Annotated in this window: 25 protein-coding genes; 16 read left to right on the forward strand and 9 right to left on the reverse strand. The window is 69.0% G+C overall.

Annotated elements, in window-relative coordinates; translation table 11 throughout:
- The first annotated feature begins 36 nt into the window (after window positions 1-36).
- From ACFY9N_RS02350 to ACFY9N_RS02410, 13 genes are all read left to right on the forward strand, one after another.
- Window positions 37-4,551, forward strand: a complete 4,515-nt coding sequence (locus ACFY9N_RS02350) for an FtsK/SpoIIIE domain-containing protein (protein ID WP_391476667.1) — start codon at window positions 37-39, stop codon at window positions 4,549-4,551.
- Between the two features lie 121 nt (window positions 4,552-4,672).
- Window positions 4,673-4,966 (forward strand): WXG100 family type VII secretion target, encoded by a 294-nt coding sequence (locus tag ACFY9N_RS02355; RefSeq protein WP_391476668.1) that lies wholly within the window; start codon window positions 4,673-4,675, stop codon window positions 4,964-4,966.
- Between the two features lie 106 nt (window positions 4,967-5,072).
- On the forward strand, window positions 5,073-5,822 hold the full coding sequence (locus tag ACFY9N_RS02360) for a hypothetical protein (protein WP_391476669.1): 750 nt from the start codon (window positions 5,073-5,075) through the stop codon (window positions 5,820-5,822).
- Window positions 5,823-5,827: 5 nt separating this feature from the next.
- Entirely contained in the window at window positions 5,828-6,400 is a 573-nt protein-coding gene (locus ACFY9N_RS02365) for a hypothetical protein (protein WP_391476670.1), read from the forward strand.
- Window positions 6,400-6,933, forward strand: coding sequence for a hypothetical protein (locus ACFY9N_RS02370; protein ID WP_391476671.1), 534 nt, complete (start codon window positions 6,400-6,402; stop codon window positions 6,931-6,933). Before ACFY9N_RS02365 ends, ACFY9N_RS02370 begins: the two co-directional genes overlap by 1 nt.
- Before the next feature lie 104 nt (window positions 6,934-7,037).
- The gene (locus ACFY9N_RS02375; protein ID WP_391476668.1) at window positions 7,038-7,331 is read left to right on the forward strand and encodes a WXG100 family type VII secretion target; all 294 of its coding nucleotides are present in this window, start codon (window positions 7,038-7,040) and stop codon (window positions 7,329-7,331) included.
- A 119-nt stretch (window positions 7,332-7,450) separates the two neighbouring features.
- Window positions 7,451-7,675, forward strand: coding sequence for a hypothetical protein (locus ACFY9N_RS02380; RefSeq protein ID WP_391476672.1), 225 nt, complete (start codon window positions 7,451-7,453; stop codon window positions 7,673-7,675).
- A complete protein-coding gene (locus ACFY9N_RS02385; RefSeq protein ID WP_391476673.1) occupies window positions 7,672-9,381 on the forward strand; it encodes an ABC transporter substrate-binding protein in 1,710 nt (569 codons plus the stop codon). Before ACFY9N_RS02380 ends, ACFY9N_RS02385 begins: the two co-directional genes overlap by 4 nt.
- Window positions 9,382-9,465: 84 nt before the next feature.
- Entirely contained in the window at window positions 9,466-10,164 is a 699-nt protein-coding gene (locus ACFY9N_RS02390) for a hypothetical protein (RefSeq protein ID WP_391478437.1), read from the forward strand.
- Window positions 10,165-10,166: 2 nt separating this feature from the next.
- Window positions 10,167-10,874: a hypothetical protein gene (locus tag ACFY9N_RS02395; RefSeq protein WP_391476674.1), complete on the forward strand. Its 708-nt coding sequence runs from the start codon at window positions 10,167-10,169 to the stop codon at window positions 10,872-10,874.
- Window positions 10,871-11,467 carry a hypothetical protein gene (locus tag ACFY9N_RS02400; protein ID WP_391476675.1) on the forward strand — a complete coding sequence of 199 codons (597 nt, stop codon included), beginning with the start codon at window positions 10,871-10,873 and terminating at the stop codon, window positions 11,465-11,467. The genes ACFY9N_RS02395 and ACFY9N_RS02400 overlap by 4 nt, the downstream gene beginning before the upstream one ends.
- A 49-nt stretch (window positions 11,468-11,516) precedes the next feature.
- A complete protein-coding gene (locus ACFY9N_RS02405; protein ID WP_391476676.1) occupies window positions 11,517-12,377 on the forward strand; it encodes a hypothetical protein in 861 nt (286 codons plus the stop codon).
- 57 nt (window positions 12,378-12,434) lie between these two features.
- Window positions 12,435-13,217, forward strand: coding sequence for a hypothetical protein (locus ACFY9N_RS02410; protein ID WP_391476677.1), 783 nt, complete (start codon window positions 12,435-12,437; stop codon window positions 13,215-13,217).
- Between the two features lie 12 nt (window positions 13,218-13,229).
- On the opposite strand, the gene ACFY9N_RS02415 is transcribed toward ACFY9N_RS02410, so the two are convergent.
- The 3 genes from ACFY9N_RS02415 to ACFY9N_RS02425 all read right to left on the reverse strand — a co-directional run bounded on the left by ACFY9N_RS02415 (window position 13,230) and on the right by ACFY9N_RS02425 (window position 15,236).
- Window positions 13,230-13,700, reverse strand: a complete 471-nt coding sequence (locus ACFY9N_RS02415; RefSeq protein ID WP_391476678.1) for a recombinase family protein — start codon at window positions 13,698-13,700, stop codon at window positions 13,230-13,232.
- Window positions 13,701-13,776: 76 nt separating this feature from the next.
- Window positions 13,777-14,130: a response regulator gene (locus ACFY9N_RS02420; protein ID WP_391476679.1), complete on the reverse strand. Its 354-nt coding sequence runs from the start codon at window positions 14,128-14,130 to the stop codon at window positions 13,777-13,779.
- Window positions 14,131-14,246: 116 nt separating this feature from the next.
- The gene (locus ACFY9N_RS02425; RefSeq protein WP_391476680.1) at window positions 14,247-15,236 is read right to left on the reverse strand and encodes a malate dehydrogenase; all 990 of its coding nucleotides are present in this window, start codon (window positions 15,234-15,236) and stop codon (window positions 14,247-14,249) included.
- A 45-nt stretch (window positions 15,237-15,281) separates the two neighbouring features.
- Between ACFY9N_RS02425 and ACFY9N_RS02430 the strand changes: the two genes are divergently transcribed.
- Entirely contained in the window at window positions 15,282-16,163 is an 882-nt protein-coding gene (locus ACFY9N_RS02430; RefSeq protein WP_391476681.1) for a neutral zinc metallopeptidase, read from the forward strand.
- Window positions 16,164-16,193: 30 nt separating this feature from the next.
- On the opposite strand, the gene ACFY9N_RS02435 is transcribed toward ACFY9N_RS02430, so the two are convergent.
- The 3 genes from ACFY9N_RS02435 to ACFY9N_RS02445 all read right to left on the reverse strand — a co-directional run bounded on the left by ACFY9N_RS02435 (window position 16,194) and on the right by ACFY9N_RS02445 (window position 19,839).
- Window positions 16,194-17,948 (reverse strand): aldehyde dehydrogenase family protein, encoded by a 1,755-nt coding sequence (locus ACFY9N_RS02435; protein WP_391476682.1) that lies wholly within the window; start codon window positions 17,946-17,948, stop codon window positions 16,194-16,196.
- 106 nt (window positions 17,949-18,054) lie between these two features.
- Window positions 18,055-19,431 carry an MFS transporter gene (locus tag ACFY9N_RS02440; RefSeq protein ID WP_391476683.1) on the reverse strand — a complete coding sequence of 459 codons (1,377 nt, stop codon included), beginning with the start codon at window positions 19,429-19,431 and terminating at the stop codon, window positions 18,055-18,057.
- Window positions 19,432-19,575: 144 nt separating this feature from the next.
- The gene (locus ACFY9N_RS02445) at window positions 19,576-19,839 is read right to left on the reverse strand and encodes a glutaredoxin domain-containing protein (RefSeq protein WP_391476684.1); all 264 of its coding nucleotides are present in this window, start codon (window positions 19,837-19,839) and stop codon (window positions 19,576-19,578) included.
- Window positions 19,840-19,919: 80 nt separating this feature from the next.
- Between ACFY9N_RS02445 and ACFY9N_RS02450 the strand changes: the two genes are divergently transcribed.
- A complete protein-coding gene (locus tag ACFY9N_RS02450) occupies window positions 19,920-20,312 on the forward strand; it encodes an SIP domain-containing protein (RefSeq protein WP_391476685.1) in 393 nt (130 codons plus the stop codon).
- Window positions 20,313-20,333: 21 nt separating this feature from the next.
- Here ACFY9N_RS02450 and ACFY9N_RS02455 read toward each other — a convergent pair whose 3' ends face one another.
- Window positions 20,334-20,783: an adenylyltransferase/cytidyltransferase family protein gene (locus tag ACFY9N_RS02455; RefSeq protein ID WP_391476686.1), complete on the reverse strand. Its 450-nt coding sequence runs from the start codon at window positions 20,781-20,783 to the stop codon at window positions 20,334-20,336.
- A gap of 204 nt (window positions 20,784-20,987) precedes the next feature.
- On the opposite strand from ACFY9N_RS02455, the gene ACFY9N_RS02460 reads away from it, so the two are divergent.
- Window positions 20,988-22,154, forward strand: a complete 1,167-nt coding sequence (locus tag ACFY9N_RS02460; protein ID WP_391476687.1) for a glycosyltransferase — start codon at window positions 20,988-20,990, stop codon at window positions 22,152-22,154.
- Here ACFY9N_RS02460 and ACFY9N_RS02465 read toward each other — a convergent pair.
- Together ACFY9N_RS02465 and ACFY9N_RS02470 are read right to left on the reverse strand one after the other, a co-directional pair.
- Window positions 22,108-23,367, reverse strand: a complete 1,260-nt coding sequence (locus tag ACFY9N_RS02465) for a hypothetical protein (RefSeq protein WP_391476688.1) — start codon at window positions 23,365-23,367, stop codon at window positions 22,108-22,110. The two genes, ACFY9N_RS02460 and ACFY9N_RS02465, sit on opposite strands and share 47 nt — an antisense overlap.
- Before the next feature lie 14 nt (window positions 23,368-23,381).
- Window positions 23,382-24,029 carry a DUF4232 domain-containing protein gene (locus tag ACFY9N_RS02470; protein ID WP_391476689.1) on the reverse strand — a complete coding sequence of 216 codons (648 nt, stop codon included), beginning with the start codon at window positions 24,027-24,029 and terminating at the stop codon, window positions 23,382-23,384.
- Between the last annotated feature and the right edge of the window lie 57 nt (window positions 24,030-24,086).

The raw sequence follows: 24,086 nt of genomic DNA on the forward strand, positions 1-24,086 counted from the left end.
CGCCGCCGACGTGCGCGGCGAGACCGGGGGAGAACGATGAGGCTCAAACTGACTCTGCACCGGCAGGGCGGTGACCCCGTCGACATCGTCGTCAAGACCGACTCGACGGCGACGGCGGGCGACGTCGCGCGGCACATCGCCGCCGCGGACCCGACGCGCGCGATCCCGTACTCCGAGGGTGACGTGCTCAGCCTCGCCGTGGCTCCGCCCACCGGTGAGCGTCTCGCTCCGCTGCAACCGGACGTGCCGATCGGCGAAGCCGCCATCGGCTCGGGGTTCGCGGCATCCATCATCAACCACGGCCCGAACTACTCCTTCTCGGGTCAGCGCGATGTCGTCGGCGTGCTCGTCGCCGCGAGCGGACCCCTCGCGGGGCAGGAGTTCCCGATCGCCGCCGGCCACGTGTTCATCGGGCGCGATTCTGCCAGCGATGTCGTGCTCGCCGACCCGATGGTGTCGAAGCGCCATGCGCGCCTCGAGGTCGGCGCACACATCGAGGTCGTCGACCTCAACTCCGCCAACGGTGTGCTCGTCGACGGTCTCGCCGTGCAGCGCGTGCGCATCGAGGAGGGCGAGCCGTTCGTGATCGGCGGCACGACGCTGGTACTGCGCCTGGTGCGCTCGTTCGACGGAACGGCGACGGACGACCCGATCATCGAGCGCGGCGGCGGACTCATGTTCAACCGCAGCCCGCGCGTCGAGGTGCGCTATCCGGGAACGCTGTTCAAGGTGCCGCGCCTGCCCACCGAGAAGATCGGCCGCATGTTCCCGTGGCCGATCCTGATCGCGCCGATCCTCATGGGAATGGCGCTCTACGCGCTCAACGGCAACCCGCGTTCGCTGCTGATGATCGTGATGACGCCGCTCATGGCGTTCGGAAACATCATCAACCAGGCCGCGCAGAGCAAGAAGGGCGAGAACCACGAGTTCCTCCTCTTCGAGCGGCAGTACGAACAGCTCGAAGAGGACTTCTTCCGCGGAAAGCCCGAGGAGGAGGCGGCCCGCAACGCCGAGGCCCCGCCCGTCGCCGAGGTGTTCGACCACGCGATGCGCCTCGGGCCGCTGCTGTGGACCCGCCGGCCCGAGCACTGGAACTATCTGGGGCTGCGGCTGGGAAGCTGTCGGCTCCCCGCGCGCAACAGCATCGACGACGCCGAATCCCCGGAGGGCCTACCCGATTTCATCGATCGGGTGGACCGGCTGCGGGAGCGGTACGAGTTCGTCGACGACGTGCCCGTGTTCGAGACCCTCGCGGATGCCGGATCGGTCGGCATCGCGGGTGCGCCGGGCCCCGTCGCCGACACGATGCGCGGGATCGCGGTGCAGCTGTTCGGTCTGCACGCGCCGAACGACGTCGTCGCGGTGGCCTTCGCCGATTCGGCGTGGACGCCCGAGTTGGACTGGCTCAAGTGGATGCCGCACACCTCCAGCGAGCGCAGTCCGTTCCGCGACATCTCGCTGGCCGACTCGGCGCCCACGGCATCCGCTCTGCTGAGCACGCTCGAGGGCCACGTCTCGCGCGCGGCCGACGCAGCCGGTGGCGGGGAGCCTCGCGGCCCGTTCAAGGAAGACTGGAACCCGCTCCTCTACGGCACCGACGTCTCGCGTGCCGCGGCCGAGCACAAGAGCACGCCGCCGATCTCGGTGATCGTCTTCGTCACGAGCGACGCCCCGGTCGACCGCGGTCGACTGACCGAGGTGCTCGAGCGCGGCGCCGACCACGGTGTGCACGCGGTGTTCGTCTCGCCGACCGTCGAGTCGCTGCCCGCGGTGTGCCGCAGCTACATCGACGTGACGACCGGGCTCGACGACGCCCGGGTCGGCCTGGTGCGCAACGGCGAGAACTTCGAGCACGTGCGGGTCGAGGGCGTCTCGAACGCCTACATGCAGATGCTCGCCCGACGGCTCTCCCCGGTGGTCGATGCGAGTACCGCGATGCACGACTCGTCCGACATCCCGGGTTCCGTGATGTTCCTGCAGCTGGTCGACCCGGCGATCGCCGAGGACCCCCAGGTGGTGATCGAGCGCTGGCGGCAGAACAACACGATCGTCGACCGGTCGACGGCACCGCGCCCGCGCCTGAAGAAGTCGGGAACACTGCGCGCGATCATCGGCCAGGGCGCGAGCGACGCGATGGCGCTCGACCTGCGCACGCAGGGCCCGCACGCGCTCGTCGGCGGGACGACCGGTGCCGGAAAATCGGAGTTCCTGCAGGCGTGGGTGCTCGGTATGGCCGCGGCGCACAGTCCCGACCGGGTCACCTTCCTTTTCGTCGATTACAAGGGCGGGTCGGCCTTCGCCGACTGCGTCGAGCTGCCGCACTGCGTCGGGCTCGTCACCGACCTCAGCCCGCACCTCGTGCGCCGCGCGCTCACGAGCCTGCGCGCCGAGCTGCAGCACCGCGAGCACCTGCTCAACCGCAAGAAGGCGAAGGATCTGCTCGAGCTCGAGAAGCGCCAGGACCCCGAGTGCCCGCCCGCGCTCGTGCTGGTGATCGACGAGTTCGCGGCGCTCGCGTCGGAGATGCCGGAGTTCGTCGACGGCGTCGTCGACATCGCCCAGCGCGGACGCTCTCTCGGCATTCACCTGATCATGGCGACGCAGCGGCCCGCCGGTGTCATCAAGGACAACCTGCGCGCCAACACCAACCTCCGCATCGCGCTGCGTATGGCCGACGAGGCCGACTCGCGCGACGTGGTCGACGACGGCATCGCGGCGACGTTCCCGGCATCCATCCCCGGTCGCGCGATTGCGAAGACGGGCCCGGGTCGCCTGGTGCCGTTCCAGTCCGCGTACGCGGGTGGATGGACGACCGACGACGAGTCGACCACGGCCGACGTGCGCGTCGCCGAGCTGCGCTTCGGTGCGAGCAGCGATTGGGAGGCCGACGGGCTCGAGGAGTCCGAGGTGCACGAGGAGGACCTCGGCCCGAACGACCAGAAGCGGATCGTGTCGACGCTGATCGACGCCGCCGATCGCGCGCGTCTGCAGCGCCCGCGCCGACCGTGGCTGGATGATCTGTCCCCTCTGGTCGACCTCGTGGATCTGCCGAACGAGGGCGACGCGCGCATCCCGATCGCGCTGACCGACGTGCCCGAGAAGCAGCTGCAGCAGGCGGCGGTCTTCTCTCCCGACCGCGACGGCTCGATGGTCGTGTACGGAACATCGGGATCGGGCAAGTCGACGGTACTCAAGACGATCGCCACCGCTGCCGGGATGCGTCCCGATCTGGGGCGCGTGCAGGTCTACTGCCTCGACTTCGCCTCGGGTGCGCTAGGGGCGCTGGCGACCCTGCCGCACGTCGGATCCGTCGTCGACGGCAGCGACGTCGAGCGCATCCAGCGTCTGCTGCGCACGCTCGACGGCGAGATGGATCGTCGTGCGGCCGCCTTCTCGGCGGCCAGCGCCGCATCGGTGCAGGAGTACCGCGAGCTGCGGGACCCGCGGATGCCGCGCATCCTGGTTCTCATCGACAACTATCCCGAGTTCAAGAAGGACTGGGAGGTCGCTCCCGGCCGCGGTCCGTTCTACCGGATCTTCATGCGCATTCTCGGTGAGGGCCGCACGCTCGGCATCCACACCGTCATCACGGCCGACCGCGGCAACGCGGTGCCGAGCGCGGTGGCGGCGAACATCTCGCGCCGTGTGATCCTGCGCATGGGAGACCCGAGCCAGTACATGCTGCTGGGTGCGCCGCGGGACATCCTCGACGAGCAGTCGGGCCCGGGTCGCGCGGTGGTCGACGGCCACGAGGCGCAGATCGCGGTCCTCGGCGGGACCGCCAACGTGGTCGATCAGACCAAGGCCCTCGCGGCGCTCGGTGATCGCCTGCGCGCCGAAGGCGTGCGCGATCTGCCCGAGATCGGTGCGCTGCCCACGATGGTGCCGATCGATGAGATGCCGGCGACGGTCAACGGGATGCCCGTGTTCGGCGTCGCCGACGACACCCTCGCGCCGCATCCGTTCGAACCGATCGGTTCGTTCGTCATCTCGGGGCCGCCGTCGTCCGGTCGCACGAATGCGCTGCGCTCGCTGGTCGTCGCGATGGAGCGCTTCGACCCGAACGTGCGGATGTACCACTTCGGCAACCGGCGCTCCGAGCTCAAGGACTTCCGTCCGTGGGTGAAGAGCGCGATCAAGCCCGAGGACGAGAAGGACCTCGCGACGGAGCTCGCCGAGCTGGTCGTCAGCGATGCGACGGCCGGTCGCATCCTCATCGTGATCGAGGACATGCCGCACCTCGCCGACGGACCGGCCGACCGGCCGATGCGCGCGCTGCTGCAGGCGATGAACAACAGCGACCATCTGCTCATCGGCGAGGCCGAGATCAGCCGCGCGAGCGGCAGCATCGGTGTGCTCGGCGAGTGGAAGACCGGCCGTCAGGGTATCGTGCTCAAGCCCGACACCTACGACGGCGAGGCGATCTTCAAGACGCCGTTCGGGCGCGTCAAGCGCTCGGACTTCCCGGTCGGTCGAGGCATCTTCGTGCAGGCGGGTCGAGCGGTCACCATGCAGATGCCGTTGGTGCCCGAGACGCCGGCCGGCGCATGACGCGAACGGGGAGCGGTGCATGGGTACCTCTCCCCGTTTGCTCGGTCGGCATTGTTGGCTAACCTTTTCGCAAGGGGTCGTCACCACGGCCTGAAGATGATCGATTCGGAGGCGGTTTCTCATGGCCGGACATGATTTCGGGGCAACGTACAGCGAGATGGAGAGCGCGGCGGCGCGTCTGCGCGATGGTCGCAGCACGGTGACCGACACGCTGAAGGAGCTGCAGGGCGTCATCGACGACCTCGTGCAGGACGGTTTCAAGACGGAGAACGCGTCGGAGGCATACTCGACCGCGTACGGCGAGTTGACCGCGTCTCTCGATGACGCGGCGGAGGCCGTGAACGACATGGCGCAGGCGCTGGACCGTATGGCGGACTCGATCCGCGACAAGGACTCGGAGCTCGCCGGCGGCTGAGCCCGAACGTGCTTCACCAGGGCTGCGGCTCGGTCTCCTGACCGGGCCGCAGCTTTTTCGTGGGTGCGTGGGCGGTCCGTGCTGGGTGGGGACTGCTACCCATGGTGTGGATAACCGCTCGCCCCGTACAGTCTGTGCAGGAGGTGTTGCTATGGGGATGATGTTGCCGAACGAGCTGATCTGGGTGATGGAGAAGCTCGGGTTCGACTGGCCGGATATCGACGAGGACGAGGTGCGCCGCGGGGCGCAGATCATCGGAACCTTTCGGGACGAGCTCGAAGGTCGTCTGATGGCCGTCGATCGGAAGGTCAACGGAGATCTGGCGTCCGCGATGCGGGGCCAGGCAGGGCCGGCGTTCGTGGCGGCCTGGAACTCGAACCGGTCGCAGAATCTGCAGAAGCTGCTGGACCTGCTCGGTCCTGTCCCGGCGGGGATGGATATCGCCGCCGGTGTGGTCACGGGCCTCAAGATCAAGGTCATCGCGGACGTGACGACGACGATGATCGCGCTGGTGGCGATGCTGACGAATCCAGTGACGGCGGCGGGCGCCGGCCCGATGCTGCTGATCAAGAAGCGGCTGCTGAACGCCGCCGTCGACATCGCGGTGGAGCAGGCGCTGAACCAGGTGCTGCCGATGGTGATCGAGCCGCTGGCCGAGGAACTGCCGGGAGTGATCATGGCGGCACTGGATGCGCCGGTGGTCGAGGCCGTCGCGGGAGATCCCGACGAGTTCTACGCCGATCTGCAGGCGCTCGAGGCCGCGGAGGGCGACCTCGACATGCACGCGTCGGATATCGAGTCGTTGGTGGATCGCCTCGCCGGTGATCTGTCGAGTCTGAACATCACGGGGGACTGAGCGTCATGGCGAAAATCGGAGACGAGATCTTCCGCCCGATCATCCGGGCGCTGGACGATGCGCCGGTGCACATGCGGCAGCTGCGCGACATGGTCGACGGCCTCAAGGCCAAGCAGCTTCGCAACCGCGACGGCGTGACCAGCGTCGACCGCATCGACACCCCGGGGAGTAACACGCCTCATGGGCCGCATCTCCCGAACCCCAACGGCGACGGGCCGGTTCATTTCAACGTCCCGGAAGGGGCGAGTCCGGCAGAGGTTGCTCAGTTCCACGACTATGTGAATCGCAGCAATCAGTATCTCGCCGATGGACAGCTGTCGAGTTCGGGACGAGTGACGACGAGGGGGGAGATCGCCGCCGATGCGCGTGATGCGGCGCGTGCCGAGCGCATTCGGGCGGCCAACGCGGGCGCTCCGTATCAGGGTGTCGTCGCGCATGTGCCGGATTCCACGTGGGTGGGGCAGGGTACTCCGCCCGGATGGGGTGACTACACTAGTCGTGTCAACTCCAGCCTCGCGGGGCAGGTGAACCGTTATCCGGTGGGCTTCAATCCCACCATGTTCGTAGTGAGGGAATGATGATCGATTGGGCCCCGCGGATCGTGGAGTTGGTGCGGGTGAAGGAGCAGATCGCGCGGCATGATGTCGATGGCATCTTCCCGTATACGTTGCCGTCGGTGGCTGCGCCGCCGGAGCGGTTGGATGCGTACGAGCAGGGCACTGGTCTGCGTCTTGATCCGGGGCATCGTTCGTTCTTGGCGGCGGCGGATGGGTGGAGGGCGTTCTTCGAGACGCAGGACCTGTTGAGTGTCGAGCAGCTCGCCTCGGGTGAGCACCGTGACGTGTTCACGGCGTGGATCGATTCTGCTCCTCCGCAGGCGCGGGAGCAGGGGTTCTCGTCGGCGACGCTGTTGCCGATCGCGGTCGATTTTGAGATGCCGTTCTATGCGGCGATGCCGGTGGTCGATGGTCAGGTGGCAGGTCAGGTGCTTTCCCTTGACCCGTCGGGCATCATCGAGGCTTTCGATTCGTTCGAGGCGTACTTCGACGCGATCATCGCCTATACGCATCGCAAGCTGACGAAGTTCGAGGCGGGCACGTTCGGGGTCTGACCCGGATGGGTAGTCCTCCCCGTTGGCCCGACGGGCGTTCGGCCGTACGCTCGTACCAAGAGGCCGATACGGCCTGAAGATGATCGATGGGGAGGCGGTTTCTCATGGCCGGACATGATTTCGGGGCAACGTACAGCGAGATGGAGAGTGCGGCGGCGCGTCTGCGCGATGGTCGCAGCACGGTGACCGACACGCTGAAGGAGCTGCAGGGCGTCATCGACGACCTCGTGCAGGACGGTTTCAAGACGGAGAACGCGTCGGAGGCGTACTCGACGGCGTACGGCGAGCTGACCGCGTCTCTCGACGACGCGGCGGAGGCCGTCAACGACATGGCGCAGGCGCTGGACCGTATGGCGGACTCGATCCGCGACAAGGACTCGGAGCTCGCCGGCGGCTGAGCCCGCCCGAACTCCGGAGGTCATGGGCCCGTTCGCCGAACCCGGCCCATGACCTCCGCTCGCGCCTGCGACGCATTCTGCGCGGCGCATAGAATCAGGACCATGAGCGGAGCACACCGATGAGCGGATCGCAGCCCTACTGGTACAACCTCTCGACGCAGTCGGTCGAGCGAGCGGATGAACGCCCCTCCGAAGACACGATCGGGCCGTTCGCGACCGCACAGGAGGCCGAGGACTCCCCGGCCGTGCTGCTCGAGCACGCGCGGGCGTGGCTCGAGAGCGAGGAGAGCGAGCCTTTCCGCGCCCTCGCCGAAGAGAGCGGCGACGGCGCCGATCTGGCGTGACGCGCGAGATGGGGGCTCGACGTCGCGCGGCCGCGGCATCCGTTGTGGTACTTGTGCTCGGGCTCGCGGCCTGTGCGCCCGCGATGCCCGAGACGGTGGTACCGGATACGGTGATCGCCGCCGGATGGACCGGTGAACTGACCTCGACGAACGCGTCGGCGTCGCCCACCGTCGGCAACACCGACATTGCGGCGGCCACCCGTGGTGGTTTCGGTTCGATCATCGACGGCGAGTTCGTCCCCGACGAGGGCTTCGGCACGGTCACTATCGTCAGCGACGACCCCTTCACCGTGCGCTACGACCTCGCCGAACCGGCGTGGTCCGACGGCATCCCTCTCGACGCCGCCGATCTCGTGCTCGGCTGGGCGGGAGCATCCGGGCTCTTCCCCGCTGACGACGAGGTCGCAGACGACACCTCCGATGCCCCAGCCGAGATCACGGAGGTCGACGAGTTCGCGCGCGCGATCGAGGTGACGTTCGCGGAGCCCGACATCGACTGGCAGTCGGCGGTCACCGTACCGGTTCCCGCGCACGTCGTGGGGCAGCGTGCGCTCGGCATCGACGACGCCATGGAAGCCAAGCAGGCCGTCTTGCGCGCAGTGCAGGACGACGACCAGGAGGCCCTCGCCGCGATCGGCGGCGTCTGGAACGGCGGGTTCGACGTCACCGACGCCGACGACATCGACGCCGACCTGCTGCTGTCGAGCGGGCCCTTCCGCATCGAAGACATCGGCGCGGGCGGGCGGAGCGTCACCCTCGTGCCGAATGCGGACTACCGCGGTCCGGTGACCCCTCAGGTCGCACGCATCGAGCTCGCTGCGCCCGATGGCGACCCGGTCACCGCCGTCGGCGACGCGCTCGACGTGGTGCAGGTCGCTCCGACCGCGGCGAATCGCGAGCCGATCCACGAGCTCGAGCGCCAGGACTTCACGATCGACACCTCTCACGACGGCACCGTCTGGGCCGTGCTGCTGAAGACGGATGCCGCGTTCGCGCAGCAGCCCGTCCGCACGGCGTTCCTGCGCGCGGTCCAGCCGACCGCCGTGGTCGCCGGTGGCGGCGGCGAATGGGCCTCGGCCGCGTACACGGGCACGACGTCGATGCTGGCGGCGCCGGGGTCGCGCGCCTACGACATCGTCGCGGAGGACTCGGGCTTCGCCGACGCGCTCGCGTACGCGGGCAACGACGCCGCCGCCGAACGCGACGCGGCCGGCGTCGGCGCGGGCACGCCCGTGTGCGTGCTCTACGACCGCGGCAGCGAGTTCGCGACGGGGGCGTTCGCCGCGATGAGGGATGCCGTGGCCGAGACCGGGTGGAGCCTGGTCGACTGCGGCGCTGACGACTTCGACACTGCGCTCGCGCAGGGCAACTGGAATGCGGTCATCGCCCGCGTCCCCGTGCCGCAGACGCCGGCGGACATCGCCGCGCAGTGGGGCACAGGGGGCGAAGCATCCGTCACCGGCAACGCCGACCGTGCGCGGGACGAGCTCATCGCACAGCTGGCCGTCACCACCGACGTCTATGAGGCCCGAGACGTGCTCGCCCGGATCGAGGCGTCGATCGTGCAGGCATCCGTCGCTCTGCCGCTCGCCGTCAACCCGCGTCTGACGATCATCGACAAGGACGTCACGGGGATCGCTCCGCGCACCGGCGCGATCGCCCCGCTGACCGCCGGCGTCGTGCAGTGGGCGGTCGTGCCGGACTAGCCGGGGCATATCCGGGTAGTTCTCCCCGTCGCGGGTATACCGCTCGGCCGAATAGAGTTTTCGTCAGGAGGGTGCACCGTGGGAATGATGTTGCCGAACGAGCTGGTCTGGGTGATGGAGAAGCTCGGATTCGACTGGCCCGATATCGACGAAGACGAACTTCGTCGCGGATCGGGGATGGTGCGGGTCTTCCGCGATGACCTCGAGAACAAGATCCAGGTCATGGACCGCAAGGTCAACGGCGATCTCGCCGCCGCGATGCGCGGCCAGGCCGGTCCCGCCTACGTGGGGGCGTGGAACCAGAACCGCTCGCAGAACCTGCAGAAGCTGCTCGACATCCTGGGGCCGGTCCCCACCGGGGTCGACATCGCCGCGGATGCCGTGTTCGCGCTCAAGATGAAGGTGATCGTCGACGTCTCGACGACGCTGATCGCCCTCGTCGGAATGCTCACCAACCCGGTCACCGCAGTGGGTGCCGGGCCGATGCTGATCATCAAGAAGAAGCTGCTGAACGCGGCGGTCGACATCGCCGTCGAGCAGGTGCTCAACCAGGTGCTGCCGATGGTCATCGAGCCGCTCGCCCAGGAGCTCCCCGCCGTCATCATGGCCGCGCTGGACTCGCCGATCGTCGAGGCCGTCGCCGGCGACCCGGACGAGTTCTACGCCGATCTGCAGGCGCTCGAGCAGGCACAGGGCGAGATGGAGATGCACGCATCCGATGTCGAGTCGCTCACCGAGCGACTGATGTCCGATCTCGCCAGCCTCAACATCGGAGGAGACTGACCATGAGCATGAAACCGGTGATCCGATCCGTCAAGGATTCGCTCGACGGGATGCCCATCCACGTGCGTCAGCTCGCGGAGATGTTCCGCAAGCACGGGCAGAAGCAGAATCGCAACACGTCCGGCGTGAACGATCTCGATGCGACCGAGGTCCCCGCGCCGCTGCGCAACGGGTGGAACACGAACGGCCCGACGCCGAACGCGGTCGTCGACGCCGGTCACGGCAACCGCCCGCACCCGTCGGAGTATCTCGACCAGTCGTACATCGACCAGCACCTCGACCGCTTCAGCGACGGAGCGAGCCGCATCTACATCACGGGCGACATCCAGAACTGGGGTCCGGGCAACCGCGACATGACGTTCGTGTTCCCGACCTCCGAGCTGCAGACTATCCTCGACGAGACCGGCGGCGACGCGACCCAGCTCGCCCTGCGCCTCGGGATGGATGCGGACTACTACCTCGACGCTGCCGGGAACCCGCTGCCCGTCGAGATCCGTCACTTCGATCCGTCCGAGCTCACCAACCTCCGTCTTCCCGACGGAAACGAGGGCGGTGCGAACGCGCACTGGATCCCGGGCGGCTACCTGCCGACGGGCGTGCCCGAGGCGGTCATCGACATCCCGAGCGACGCCACCGGCTGGAACAACGGCGACGGCGTGCTCGATCAATCGCGCTGGCCCGGTAGCCACGAGAGCTTCACGCTGAAATGAGTGCGCACGAGGATCGCGCGCTGACGCCGAAAGCGATCGCGACGGGAGCCGTCGTCGACGCGACCGGTGAGTCCGTGATCGCGGCGATCGAATCATGGATCGACGAAAGCGCGGCCGGCGCCGGCGCCGGTGATGCTCGCGCGGTCTCAGGGATCCCGGTGCTCCGGCGCGGTGAGGCGAGCATCGTTCCACTGTCGTGGGAGTCGCCGGAATCCGAGGCCTCCCCGTTCGAACAGCAGGAGATCTCTCGCCGGGCGAATGCGCTGTGGACCGAGATCGGCGGCGCGTGCCGCTACCGTCACGGTAACCAGATCGGCATCGACCTGTCGTCGCCGCGCGGCTCCTACGCACATGAGCTCGCGCGAACCGGTGCCCGGCGCGCCGATTGGTGGGCGTTCGGCGACCGTGCCGTGGTTCTCGTCGTCTACGGAGCTCCGATTCCCGCGCCCAAGACGTTGATCGGCGTGCAGGTGGTGCCCCGGTCCTGGGTATGGGATGACGCCGCGCGCGACGAGGCGACTGCAACCGACCTGCACACGGGGGACCTGGGTTGGTCGTGGGCCGATGCGGTGGATGCCGCCGACGGCCGGTGACACAGCGCCGGTTAGTCTGGGCTGAGGTTTCGAGAAGAGAGCAGGAAGTATGACGGATGCGGTCGGGAACCTGATCGTGAGCGCGGTGCCACGGGTCTACGGCGCCAGCGAGCTCGGGGTGCTGTCGCTGACGGCTCCGGGTGATGCGCACCCGCGGGTCGAGTACGTGGGCGGCGAGATCTTCATCGGGCTCGATGCCGATGGTGCCGCCGTCACGCAGGGGCAGGCCGAGGACCTGGCCCGTCCCTTCCGGGAGGTCGTGGCGGATGCCGTCGGCTCCTCTGCGGCGCAGCCCTCGGCCGACGGCGGCGTGATCGTCATCGACGACGAGTCGACGGCATCCGCCCTGCTCCTCGATCCGACCGCGATCGACGACAGCGCCCTCGCCGGTGCTCCGGTCGTCTTCGTGTTCTCGCGTTCGCGGGTCGTCATCGTCGGCGCGGAGGATGAGGGAGCTGTCGCACGCGCCCTCGATCTCGCCGAGGAACTCTTCGAAGCGGGTGGGCCGCTCGTGAGCGCGCACCCGATCGTGCGCGTCGACGGCGCATGGACGCCGTTCCCGTGGCGCGAGGCGCTGCCGGCGCTCGCCCTGCGTTTCGAGCGTGTGCTGCGGCTGTTCAGCGTGCGGGCGTACGAGGCGCAGACCGTCGTGCTGCAGCGTCCCGACGTGCACATCGCCGAGGCGAAGATCCGTGTGCTCGAGACGGGCGTGACCACCACGTTCGCGGCATGGCCCCAGGGCACCGCCACGCTTCTGCCGGTCGTCGACAACGTGATCCTCGCGGACCCGTCCGGGTCGATCAGCGTCGCGACCATGGACCAGTTCCTCGATGCGGGTGGCGAGGCGATCGTGCGCACGGGACTCTCGCCGGCGCGTTACTTCGTCCCCGGAGACGCACCTCGTAGCTGACTCCGGAGCGCGGGTGGCCGCCTGCATGGCAGGATGTGTGCCAGGGGGTTACGGAACATGACGGAAGTGAATGCAGCGGCCGAGCCGGATGTCGACGGGTCGACGGAGGTGGCGACGCCGCCGCCGCTTCGGCTCGAGTTCGCGGGGGAGTGGCATGAGCTCCCGCACGACCGCCCCTTCGTCATCGGACGTGAGGGCGATCTCGAGATCGACGACAACCTCTACCTGCACCGGCACTTCCTCGACCTGCGCTATCGCGACGGGCTGTGGTGGCTCGCGAACGTCGGTGTGCGCCTCGCGGCGACCGTGTCGAGCGCGGGGGGTGCGGTCCAGTCGTGGTTGTCACCGGGCGCGCGGATGCCGCTGGTCTTCGAGAACACGGTCGTCGTGTTCACCGCGGGCCCCATCACCTATGAGCTGAGCCTGCACACCGAGCAGGCCCCGTACGAGGTCTCCCGTCAGGTCGAGATGTCGCTGAGCGGAGAGACGACGGTGATGCCCGCCAGCTTCACGCCGCTGCAGAAGCAGCTCATGGTCGCGCTGGCCGAGCCGATGCTGCGCCGCGAGGGCGTGAGCATGAACGAGATCCCGTCGTCGAGTGCCGCGGCGAAACGTCTCGGATGGACCATCAGCAAGTTCAATCGCAAGCTCGACAACGTCTGCGAGAAGCTCGATCGCATGGGCGTCCAGGGGCTTCGCGGCGGTGCGGGTAAGAACGCCACGAACCGTCGAGCGCGACTGGTGGAGTACGCCGTAACGTCGCAGGTCGTCACTCGTGCCGACCTTCCGCTGCTCGACGACGAGTCGCTGCGCGCGCGGACCGACGACGAGGGCGACTGACGGAGCGCTGACTCAGCGCGCGACGTCGGCCAAGTGGCGCGCGTCGTGGTTGAGCACCTTGACGATGATGCCGCGGCGTCGGAGTTCGGCGACCGTGCGCGACTCCTCTTCGCCGTCGCGGCCGAGCGCGTGCGTGTTGGCGACGACGAGCACGTCGCCCTTGTGCAGGGTGTCGATCAGCCGCGCGAGACGATCGCCCCAGCTCTCGAGGATGTCGGGGGCGGGGTGACGGAAGCCCTCGATCGGAACCCCGAAGCGGGTGAGGTCGTCGCGCTGCTGCACGACGGGCGGCATGCCCTCGCGGGCGACGACCAAGCCGACCAGACGCGAGCCGTCGGGGCGCGCGAGCCAGAAGTCGCGGTTCTGCTGGAGTTCGGTGAAGCACTTGGGACACTCGGCCGCGGCGTGCGGCAGGTGCAGTGGGCTCGTGAGCGCGTCACCGACGGACGCCGTGCCGGTGGTCCGGTCTGTCGTATCGCTCATGGGCGCACCTCCGGAACCCATTCTGCCCTGTCGGCGGCCGGATCCGTATCGAATCCGGTGATGAAGCGGATGCCGGTCACAACTGCTGCAGGCGGCGCGGAGGCCCTTCGAGCCGGGCGATCGTGATCTTCACGTCGACCAGTTCGTGCTCGACGGCGAGGAGGCGCTCCTCCACCCGGTCGATCCGGGTGTCGACCCGGTCGAGTCGGGCGTCGACCCGGTCGAGTCGGGCGTCGACCTGGTCGAACCGGGCGTTCGTCTGAGCGTTCATCTGGTCGAAGCGGGCGTCTACGCTTTCTTCCATCCGCCCGAATCGCGAGTCCATGCGCTTCGTCTGATGGGCGAGCATCGCGCCGACGCCGCTCAGCACCGTCGCCGTGAAGGCGAAGAGGGCGATGATCATTCCGATCGTGTCAGGAGACAAGGTCACCGGTCCATTCTGCTCCGTGGAGCGTCGTCAGTCCAGTAACCATATGTCGTCTAAATGTCTTCGTGCGGGGACAGTGGAAAACTGACTTATCCACACACTCGTGCCGGAGAAGTCGGTCAGATCAGACCGAGCGCGCGCACCGCGTCGCGCTCCTCGACGAGTTCGGCGACCGACGCGTCGATACGTCGCCGAGCATCCTCACCGATGTCGAGACCCTCCACGATCTGCCACTCGCCGTCGACCGAGCGCACCGGGAACGACGAGATCAGTCCCGCGGGCACTCCGTACTCGCCGTGCGAGACGACGCCCGCCGACGTCCAGTCCTCCGTGCCGTGCACCCAGTCGCGCACGTGGTCGATCGTCGCGCTCGCCGCCGAGGCGACCGACGACGACCCGCGCACCTGGATGATCTCGGCGCCTCGCTTCGCGACCCGTGGGATGAACGTCTCGTCGAGCCACGTCGGTACGTCACCGACGATCGCGGCCAGAGCATCCGCCGCCGGCTTCCCGGCCACGGTCGCGTGCGAGACGTCCGGGAACTGCGTGGCGGAGTGGTTGCCCCAGATCGGCAGGCGGGCCACGGTCGACACGGGCACGCCCAGCGTCTGCGCGAACTGCGCTCTGGCGCGATTCTCGTCGAGGCGGGTCAGAGCCGTGAAGCGCTCGGCGGGCACGCCGTCGGCGGATGCCGCAGCGATCAGCGCATTGGTGTTCGCGGGGTTGCCGACCACGGTCACGCGAACTCCGGGCGCCGCGTTCGCGGCGATCGCGGCTCCCTGCGGCCCGAAGATACCGCCGTTGGCGGCCAGGAGGTCGCCCCGCTCCATGCCGGGTCCGCGCGGGCGCGCTCCCACGAGCAGGGCGAGGTCGGCGCCCTCGAAGCCGACCGCAGGGTCATCGGTGACCTCGACGTGCTCGAGCAGGCCGAACGCACCGTCCTGCAATTCCAGCGCCGCGCCCTCCGCCGCGCCGAGGCCCTGCGGGATCTCCAGCAGCCGTAGCCGCACCTTCTCGTCCGGCCCGAGCATGTCTCCCGCCGCGATGCGGAACAGCAGCGCGTAACCGATCTGTCCGCCCGCGCCCGTGATGGTGATCGTCGTGGTCATACCCCGAGCCTACGACCGTCCGAGGGGCGGAGTACCCTCGGAGCCATGACGTTCAATCCCGACGCCGACCTGTCGACGAACACCACCCGCCGCCGCGGCCGCAATGCCGCGATCGCGGGCGGGGCGGGTGTCGGTGTGCTCGGCATCATCGCCCTGATCGCGGGACCGCTGCTGGGGATCGACCTCACCGGACTTCTCGGCGGGGGCACGTCGTCCGGCGGTTCGGGGTCGGGTGAGTCGGTGATCGAGAACTGCGACACAGGGGCACAGGCGAACGCCGACGTCGACTGCCGCATGGCCGGCGCGCAGGTCGCGCTCGACGCGTTCTGGACCGAGAACGTCGAGGGGTACGTCGAGCCGACGCTCACGGTGGTCGACGGGTCGACGCCGACGCAGTGCGGCACGGCTTCGAACGCCGTCGGGCCGTTCTACTGTCCACCCGAGCAGGGCGTCTACGTCGACCCCACGTTCTTCGACCTCATGCAGCAGCAGTTCGGAGCATCCGCCGGCAACCTCGCCCAGCTCTACATCGTGGGTCACGAGTGGGGCCACCACATCCAGAACATCGTCGGAACCATGGACCGGTATCCGAACAACGGCACCGGCCCCGGCACCAACGGCGTGCGGATGGAGCTGCAGGCCGATTGCTACGCCGGCGCCTGGATCGGCCGCATGACCGAGCAGACGGATGCCGATGGCGTCCCGTATCTCGTCAAGCCCACCGAGGCCGAGCTCGAAGACGCGCTGAACGCCGCCTTCGTCGTCGGCGACGATCACATCCAGGAGATCTCGGGCTTCCAGAACCCGGAGAGTTGGACGCACGGGTCGAGCGAGCAGCGGCAGTACTGGTTCGCGCTCGGTTACAGCGAGGGTCTCGGCGTCTGCGGAGAGGCGTTCACCCGTTCGGTCGACGACCTCGAGCCCTGATCCGAGCGACCGAGCAGGTCGCGCACGCGGTCAGGCGCGCAGTGCCGCCATCAGCGTCTTCACGAGGCCGGGAATCGAGCCGTTCACCCGGAAGCGCGTGAGTCCTTCACTCACCTCGGCGCCGGTGCGGGAGGTCACGAACCATGGGGGCGTGGGCAGGATCGTGAAGAGCCCGCCCCCGCCCTTCGACAAGCCCAGGGACCCACCGACGGCACGCGGGAACGGCCGGAACGGGCCGCGCAGCACCGATCGTTCGACGCGATCCAGCAGCAGGGCGTTGTGCACCACGCCGATCCCGCTGCCGACATCGTCGATCGTGCTTCCGGGGAACGCGCCCCAGGTGAGGGTCGGCGTGATAAACGCGAAGCCGGTCCAGCCGTTGATCGCGATCGACCCGTACCGGAGCGCGGTGATCGCCCGCTCGAACGCGGTGCCGAGCGACTTCTCGGTCGCCGGGTCGATGATGAGGTTCGCGCCGAGCGTGCCCTGCAGCTCGTCATTCGCGTAGGCGACCGCCGCGTCGAGGAACTCCTGCCCCGTCCCGGCGACACTCACGACGCCGAGCACCGGAGCGAAGTACTCGGTGGTCTGCAGGGCCGACGCGTCGTCGTCGCCGTCGATCTCGACGAGCAGTCGGTCGCCGAGGACGAGCGCGTCGGGGTACGAATCGGATGCCTGGTGCATGCGGTTCGTAGACCCCGGGTACCAGGTGGGACGCTCGGGCGCACTCGCGTACGCCCGACGGAGCGCGGCGCGGAAGGCATCCGCCTGATCCCAGTCCTCCGACAGGATCACGACCTGCCCGGCGATGCAGTTGTGGCCGCTGTTCTGCAGGCGCATCGTCGCGACGTGCTCGGCCTGGTAACGCAGATCGGCGTCCGACCACGCGCCGGGTACGACGATGATCGGCGAGACCCCGCCGAGCTCGGCCGTGATCGGCTTCGACATCGACGGCTTCTTGCGGCGACCGCCGCGGGCGGTCTTCGGCCCCCAGACGATCGCGTCGAACGTCGCCGCGGACCCGGTGATGTGCACGTGGGAGAGGTCGGGATGCGATGTGAGATACGCGCCGACCGCCGGCCCGCCGCGCACGATACGCAGGAAGCCCGGTTCGATGAGCGGGGCGAGAGCACGCTTGTAGATCGGCACGAGCGGGTCCTGCGTCGGGTTCACCTTCAGCAGCGCGGTGCGGTTCGATGCGAGCAGCTCGTAGAGCACGTCGAGCACCGGGATGGAGGTGATGTTGCCGGCGCCGAGTACGAGCCCCACGCCGCCGGAGAGGGTCGGGGTGCGCTGGCCGAGGCCGGCGGCGGCGCGGGCGGCGCGCGGCGTCGTGCCGGGTTCGAGCCAGACCTCCCCGCTGAAGCCCGACAGCAGGAATCGGTCGATGCCGGTGAGCGGGAATGCCTGCACGCGCGTGCGTCCGCCGGGGGCGCGGTCGATCGTGACGCCGTCGAGCGGGTTGGCGCCGCGCGCGATCCGAGAGAGCGTCTCGATGTAGGCGTCGAGGGCGCCGAGCACGCCGTAGGGACCGCTCAACCATTCCTCGCCACGGAGCGGATGCCGCGCGTCGAGCCCCTTCGTCGCCGCGGCGGTCGTCGCCCAATCCTCGGCGGTCGCGGCGACGCTCGTACGCACCTGGCGCAGCAGCGTCACCCGCTGCGCGACGGTGAGCGCCGACCACACGCGGGTGCCCGTCTGCAGATCGTCGATCGCCGTGTCGAGTCGAGAGCGCTCGTTTTCGCCGATCTCGGGTGTGGTCGTGGCGACGGGCGTGGAGGTCACAGGCGGCTCCTTCGAACGGGATCCCAGCTTATGCCCGCTTCGAATCGCTCACTTCGTCGTTTTCTGGCAGGCAGAAGTGCAAAGTGAGCGATTCGAAGGCCAGAGGTCAGGTGTCGATGTCGTGGCGGCGCAGGCGGTAGCGGCGCAGGGGCAGCAGGCTCGCGAACATGATGAGTGCGGGAAGGATGCTGAAGCTGACGACGATGCCGGTGATCGCGGCATCCGGCTGCTCGACGGCTGCGCCCGCGACCGTCGAGACGTATCCGGTCAGGGCGAGCGTGAGCGATACCGTCGTGGCGCCGAGGGCGAAGCCGACGGTCTCGCCGGCGGTCCAGACGCCCGTGAACGTGCCGGCGCGTCCGCTGCCGTGGGTGCGCTCGTCGTGCGAGATGACGTCGGGCAGCATCGCCATCGGCAGCGACTGCAATCCCGCGTAAGCGATCCCGGCCACGGCGACGGAGGCGTAGATCCAGGCGCCGGGCGTCCAGATCGCGATCGTGAGGGATGCCGCCGCGAGGGTGAACATCACGCTCGCGATCCCGAACGCGCGCTCCTTGCCCACCCGCCGGGCGATGGCCGTCCAGGCGGGCGTCGCGACGAGAGCGGGACCGACGAGCGCGACGAAGACGAACGTCACGGCATCCTCCGAGCGCAGCACCCAGGTCGCCACGTACTGCGCGCCGGCGAGCATCGTGCCGGTGGCGAGCGCCTGCAGCAGGAACGTTCCCAGCAGTGCGCGGAAGGGCTGGCTGCGGCGCAGCGCCCGTACTCCCGAGGCATACTGCTCGCGGATGCCGGCGGCCGGGGCTGTCGCCGCTTCATCGCCGGCGCGGCGGGCGGCCGCGGCATCCGCCGTTCGCGTCGCGACGAGCATGCCGATGCCGATCGCGAGACCGGCGACGATGCCCATGAGCAGGTACCCGAGAACGGGATCGTCCCCGGCCTTTCGCAGTGAAGGACCGCCCGCGCCGAACAGAAGGATGGATGCCGTCAGCACCACGACCCGCCAACCGAGCAGTCGTGTGCGCTCGTCGTATCCGTCGGTGAGTTCGGCGGGCAGTGCCACGTACGGCACCTGGAACAGGCTGAACGCGGTGGCCGTGCCGAGGAACGCGAGCAGCACGCACACCGCACCGGCGATCGGCCCCCACGACGGCGGCACCGCGAACGTCAGCGCGAAGAAGACGGGGAGCGTGAGGGCGCCGAGCACCATGAATCCGCGACGCGAACCGGTGCGGGCGAGTTGGCGGTCGGACGCGGCGCCGATCAGCGGGTCGATCACGACGTCCCAGATCTTGGCCGCGGTCACGATGACCCCGGCGGCCAGCGCGGCGACGCCGAGGTTGTCGGTGAGGAAGTACGTCAGCACCAGCCCGGGCAGCGTGGCGTAGCCGCCGGTGCCGACGGAACCGATCGCGTACAGCACGATCGTGCGCGCGGACAGGCGGACGGATGCTCGTTCGGGCCGAGCCTCTGTGCTCATCGCGCCAGTGTAGCGGCGGCTCTTCGTCTCGTCGCTGCGTGGGGGACGCTTCGACAGGCTCAGCGACCCAGTCTCGAGAATCTGGGTCCCAGTCTCAAGAGTCTGGGTCCCTGAGCCTGTCGAAGGGCCTTGCCCTGCGCCGACTCAGATGAGGGCGAGCTCGCGCAGCTTCGCCTCGACGTCGGCGTTCGACGGCTCGACGTGGTGCGAGGAATCCGGGTAGAGCACGACCGGGATGTTCGTGCGGCCCGAGATGTCCTTCGCGACGTCGGCACCCGAGGGGTCGGCGACGAGATCGACGTAGGTGTACTCGACGCCCAGGTCGTCGAGCTGCTTCTTGGTGCGGATGCAGTCGCGGCACCAGTCGGCGCCGAACATCGTGATGGTGGATTCAGCAGGAGAAGTCATGGGACAAGCGTAGAACGCCCTGGCGGGGAGAGGGCCGAGAGGGGTTGTCGGTAAGGGTAGCCTTACCTATAATCGAACCCATGAACAACGCGAGCGAGCACCTGGACGATCCCGACTGGGAGAACATCGAGGGCGCCGTGCTCGTCGCCGGAGACGCCGCCGACGCCGGAGTGATCGCGGGAATCGCCGCCCGGCTGCCGTGGGACGCGACCGGCGTCATCCTGCTCGAAGCGGCCGCGCGCATCCAGATGCGTCACATCGACGTGCCCGACGGCGTATCGGTGCGCTGGCTCGTGCGCGGTGACGGCATCCGTGCGCACACCAAGGGTGAGCGTCTCGCCAACGCAGTGCACTCCTGGTGCGTCGAGTGGGCGTGCAGTGAGCCGCCGGCCCAGTGGACGGTCTGGCTCGGGCCCCACACGCCGCCTCACGTGGCGCGCATGGCTCGCAGCCTGCTCGGCGTCGCGAACTGACCCGCGTCGCCGACCGAACGGCTACCGCGCGAGTGCCGGAGCCGCCGCGCCCGCGGTGATCGCGTCGAGCGCTCGCCGCAGCGACGAACTCGAGGTGTGCGCGGTGTACGGGAAGTACACGACCTCGACGCCGACGCGCGCGAACTCCCGCTCGAGCCGCAGACCCTTCTCGGTGCCGCGCCAGTCGTCGCCCTTGAAGAAGTGCGTGAAGCGCACGTGCTCCCAAGCGTCCAGCTTCGACGGCGTCGTCTCGACGTGCACGTCGTCGACGAACGAGATGTGCCGCACGATCTCCGCGCGCTCCGCCGTCGGGATGACGGGCTCGATGCCCTTCACCTCGCGCAGCATCTCGTCGCTCACGACGCCGGCGATCAGAATGTCGCACTGCTGCTTGGCGTGGCGCAGAAGGTTCAGATGCCCCACGTGGAACAGGTCGAAAGCTCCCGCGGCGTAGCCGATACGCGTCCCCATGATCTCCCCAGATCAGTGATTCCCCAGTAGGCGGATCCCCATCCACCTGCGACTCCCACAGCCGCAGGGGTCAGTCTAGACCGCAGTCGCGCCACAGCGCGACCCCCGATCCGGTGCCCTGTGCGCGGCGGGCCCAGGTTTCGAGCGCATAGGAACCCGTGGCACGATGAGATGCCGCACAGCGGCGCGCGCAGAGGGGGCGACATGGACGCGAAGGTCACGGTCATCGTGCCGACCTTCAACGAGCGCGACAACGTCGCCGAGCTCGTCGCCCGCACCGCTGCCGCACTGGTCGGGTACGACGCCGAGATCCTCTTCGTCGACGACAGCAGCGACGACACCACCGACGAGGTGGCGAGGGTCGCGGCGGATGCTCCGCTGCCCGTACGCGTGATCCATCGCGCCGAGAACACCGGTGGGCTCGGCGGCGCCGTCGTGGTCGGCCTGGAGGCCGCGGCATCCGATCTCTGCATCGTCATGGACGGCGACCTGCAGCATCCGCCCGAACTCCTGCCCGCCCTGCTCGCCCGGCAGGCCGAAGGCGATGCGGATGTCGTCGCCGCCTCGCGCTACATCGGTGGCGGCGACACGAGCGGCCTCGGCACCGCGGTGCGCTTCGGCGTCTCGCGTGCGGCGACCTGGTTGACGCGGGCCATGTTCCCGATCCGGCTCGCCCGCAGCACCGATCCGATGACCGGGTTCTTCCTCGTCGACCGGAGCCGGCTCGACCTGGCGACCCTTCAACCGCAGGGATTCAAGATCCTGCTCGAGATCCTCGCGCGCACCGATCTGCGCATCGCCGAGGTGCCGATGGAGTTCGCCGAGCGGCGGCACGGCACGTCGAAGGCGAGCCTGCGGCAGGGAGGCACGTTCATCGCCCACCTGGCGCGCCTGCGCTTCGGCAAGATGTCGCTGTTCGCCCTGATCGGCGGGGTCGGCGCCGTCGCGAACCTCGCCATCATGTGGCTGCTGACGGCGGCCGGAGTGCCGTACATCTGGGCGGCGATCATCGGGGCGGTCGTCACGATCATCGGCAACTTCCTGCTGCAGGAGCGCTTCGTCTTCGCCGACATGCGCACGAACGCGCGCGGCGTCTGGCAGCGCTTCGCAGCGTCGTTCGCGTTCAACAGCATCGAGGCGGCGCTGCGCATCCCGGTGATGGCGCTGATGGTCGAGAGCTGGCACATCTCGAGCGTCCTCGCGACCGGGCTCTCGCTGATCGTCGCCTTCTTCGCCCGCTTCCTGTTCCACTCGCTGGTGGTCTACGCGCCGCGACGTCGCGGGCAGAACGGCGAGCCGAAGCCCGATACCGCGACGCTGCGCATCATCCGCGCGATCGACGAAGAGGCGATGCGTCCGGGAGAGCTCTGACCTCGCCCGATTCGCGACGTGACGCCAGCCCCGCCACCGGGATCGCCGTGAGCGCGAAGAGCAGCGCCAGCGTACGTGACGACGTCAGCAGCGGACTGAAGAACGTGTCCCACGCGCCGAGGAGCACCAACCACACGGTGATTCCCGCGGCGGCCTTGAGCGAGACGCTGCGCGCGACGGCGTAGATCGCGCATCCGATCAGGACGACGGCGAAGATCGCTCCGACCGGGCCGAAGCGCAGCCACAGGTCGCCGACCACCGAGTGCACCTCGTACTGCCCGCCGAACATGTACCCCTCGACGTAGCCGTTGTCGGGGTCGTAGTTCAGCTCGCTCATGCCGGTCTTCGCGATCCAGACGTCGTGCGAGACGGGCAGGACCCCGCTGCCGAAACCCTGCGGTCGCTCGGCCACGAGGGCGGTCGCCGCGCCGAGTTCGGGGCGTCCTCCGGCGATGAGCGATCCCGAGGTGTCGATCTGCGCCTGGGTGCGTTGCTGGGCCGCGTCGCCGAGCGCACCCTCCAGGATGAGTGCCTGCAGCAGACTGAACGCCGCGAGACTCAGCACCCCGAGCAGCACGAGCGTCTGCAGCGGGCGCGGACGCCGGGTGCCCGGCGGCATGAACATCTGCCACAGCACGATGACGCCGGCCAAGAGCAGGAACGAGGTCATCGACCGGGAATCCGACGCCAGGCACACGACCGCGAGCGCCCCGAGCGCGAGCAGGCCGAGCCACCTGCGACCGCTCGCCGCGGTGAGCCCGAGCACGATGATGATGACCGGGACCGCGAGCGAGTACTTCCAGAGATTGGCCGAGTTCCCTCCGGTGAGCACGACGTTCGCGAGCGCCCCCACTCCGAACGCCACGGCCGTTCCGCCGAGACCGATCTGGGTCCGCGCCCACAGCAGAACGCCGATGCCGCCGGCGAGCGACAGCAGCGTGAAGGTCTGCTCGAGCAGCAGACTCGTCGATACCGGCCGCATGGTCTCGAACAGGGTGAGCACGCCGCCCCAGACGGCCGCGATCGCCGCGAGGGCGAGCAGCAGACGCGCGAAGCGGAACCTCGCTGCTGCCTGCCACCACACCGGAAGCAGCACGACGGCGGCGATCAGCGACAGGCTCACTCCGGGCCCGAACTGGTACCGCACAGCGGTCGCCGCCGCCGCGGCCGCCGCGACGATCGAGGTGGTCGTGTACTGCTCGGCGCGCCCCATGCCGGGTGCGCCGATCAGCGCAGGTCTCCGCGGAACACGGCGACCTTGGCGCCGAAGAGGTAGTCCACGGTCAGGGTGACGTCGTCGCGGTCGGCCTCGGGCACCGTGAACAGGTACGTCCCCTCGGCCGAATCGCCGGGTGCGACGGTGCCCTCGAAGGGTGCGCCACCGGGCTGCGTGAGCGTGCCGGCCGGAGCGCGATCCTCGCCGATGTATGCATTGACGGCGACGTACTCGAGGTCGAGCGGCTCGTCACCGGTGTTCGTGATGCGCACGGTCGCGCGGATCGCGGGCCCCGACGTCTCGCCGGCGAGGGTGGCCTGCCCGTCGACCGCCTGCAGCGACGACAGCGAGATCTCGATGCCCTCCTCGGTGACGATCGTCTGGTCGGGGGCGACCGGGCTGAGTTCGGCGAAGGGCTCGTCGGTCGCGCCCGCCGCGGGCGTCGGCGTCTGCGTCGCCCGCGGGGCATCGGGATCGACGATGTCGCGCGGAGGCGTGGTGGGAGTGGCGGATGCCGTGGGCTCGGTGCTCGGCGTACCGGCGAGCAGCGGCGGCACGAAGATCGCCCCGAGGATCGCGAGCGCGATCACCACGATCAGTGCCGACAGCGTGATCCACACGCGCCGACGATTCGGCTGCGTCTCTTCGGTTGCGTCCATCGCAGACCCCCTGCTCCCCGTGTCTCCCCATCCGGCGCCGCGATGACGGTGGCCGGT

The sequence above is a fragment of the Microbacterium sp. NPDC008134 genome (genome assembly GCF_042957055.1).
Classification (GTDB): domain Bacteria; phylum Actinomycetota; class Actinomycetes; order Actinomycetales; family Microbacteriaceae; genus Microbacterium.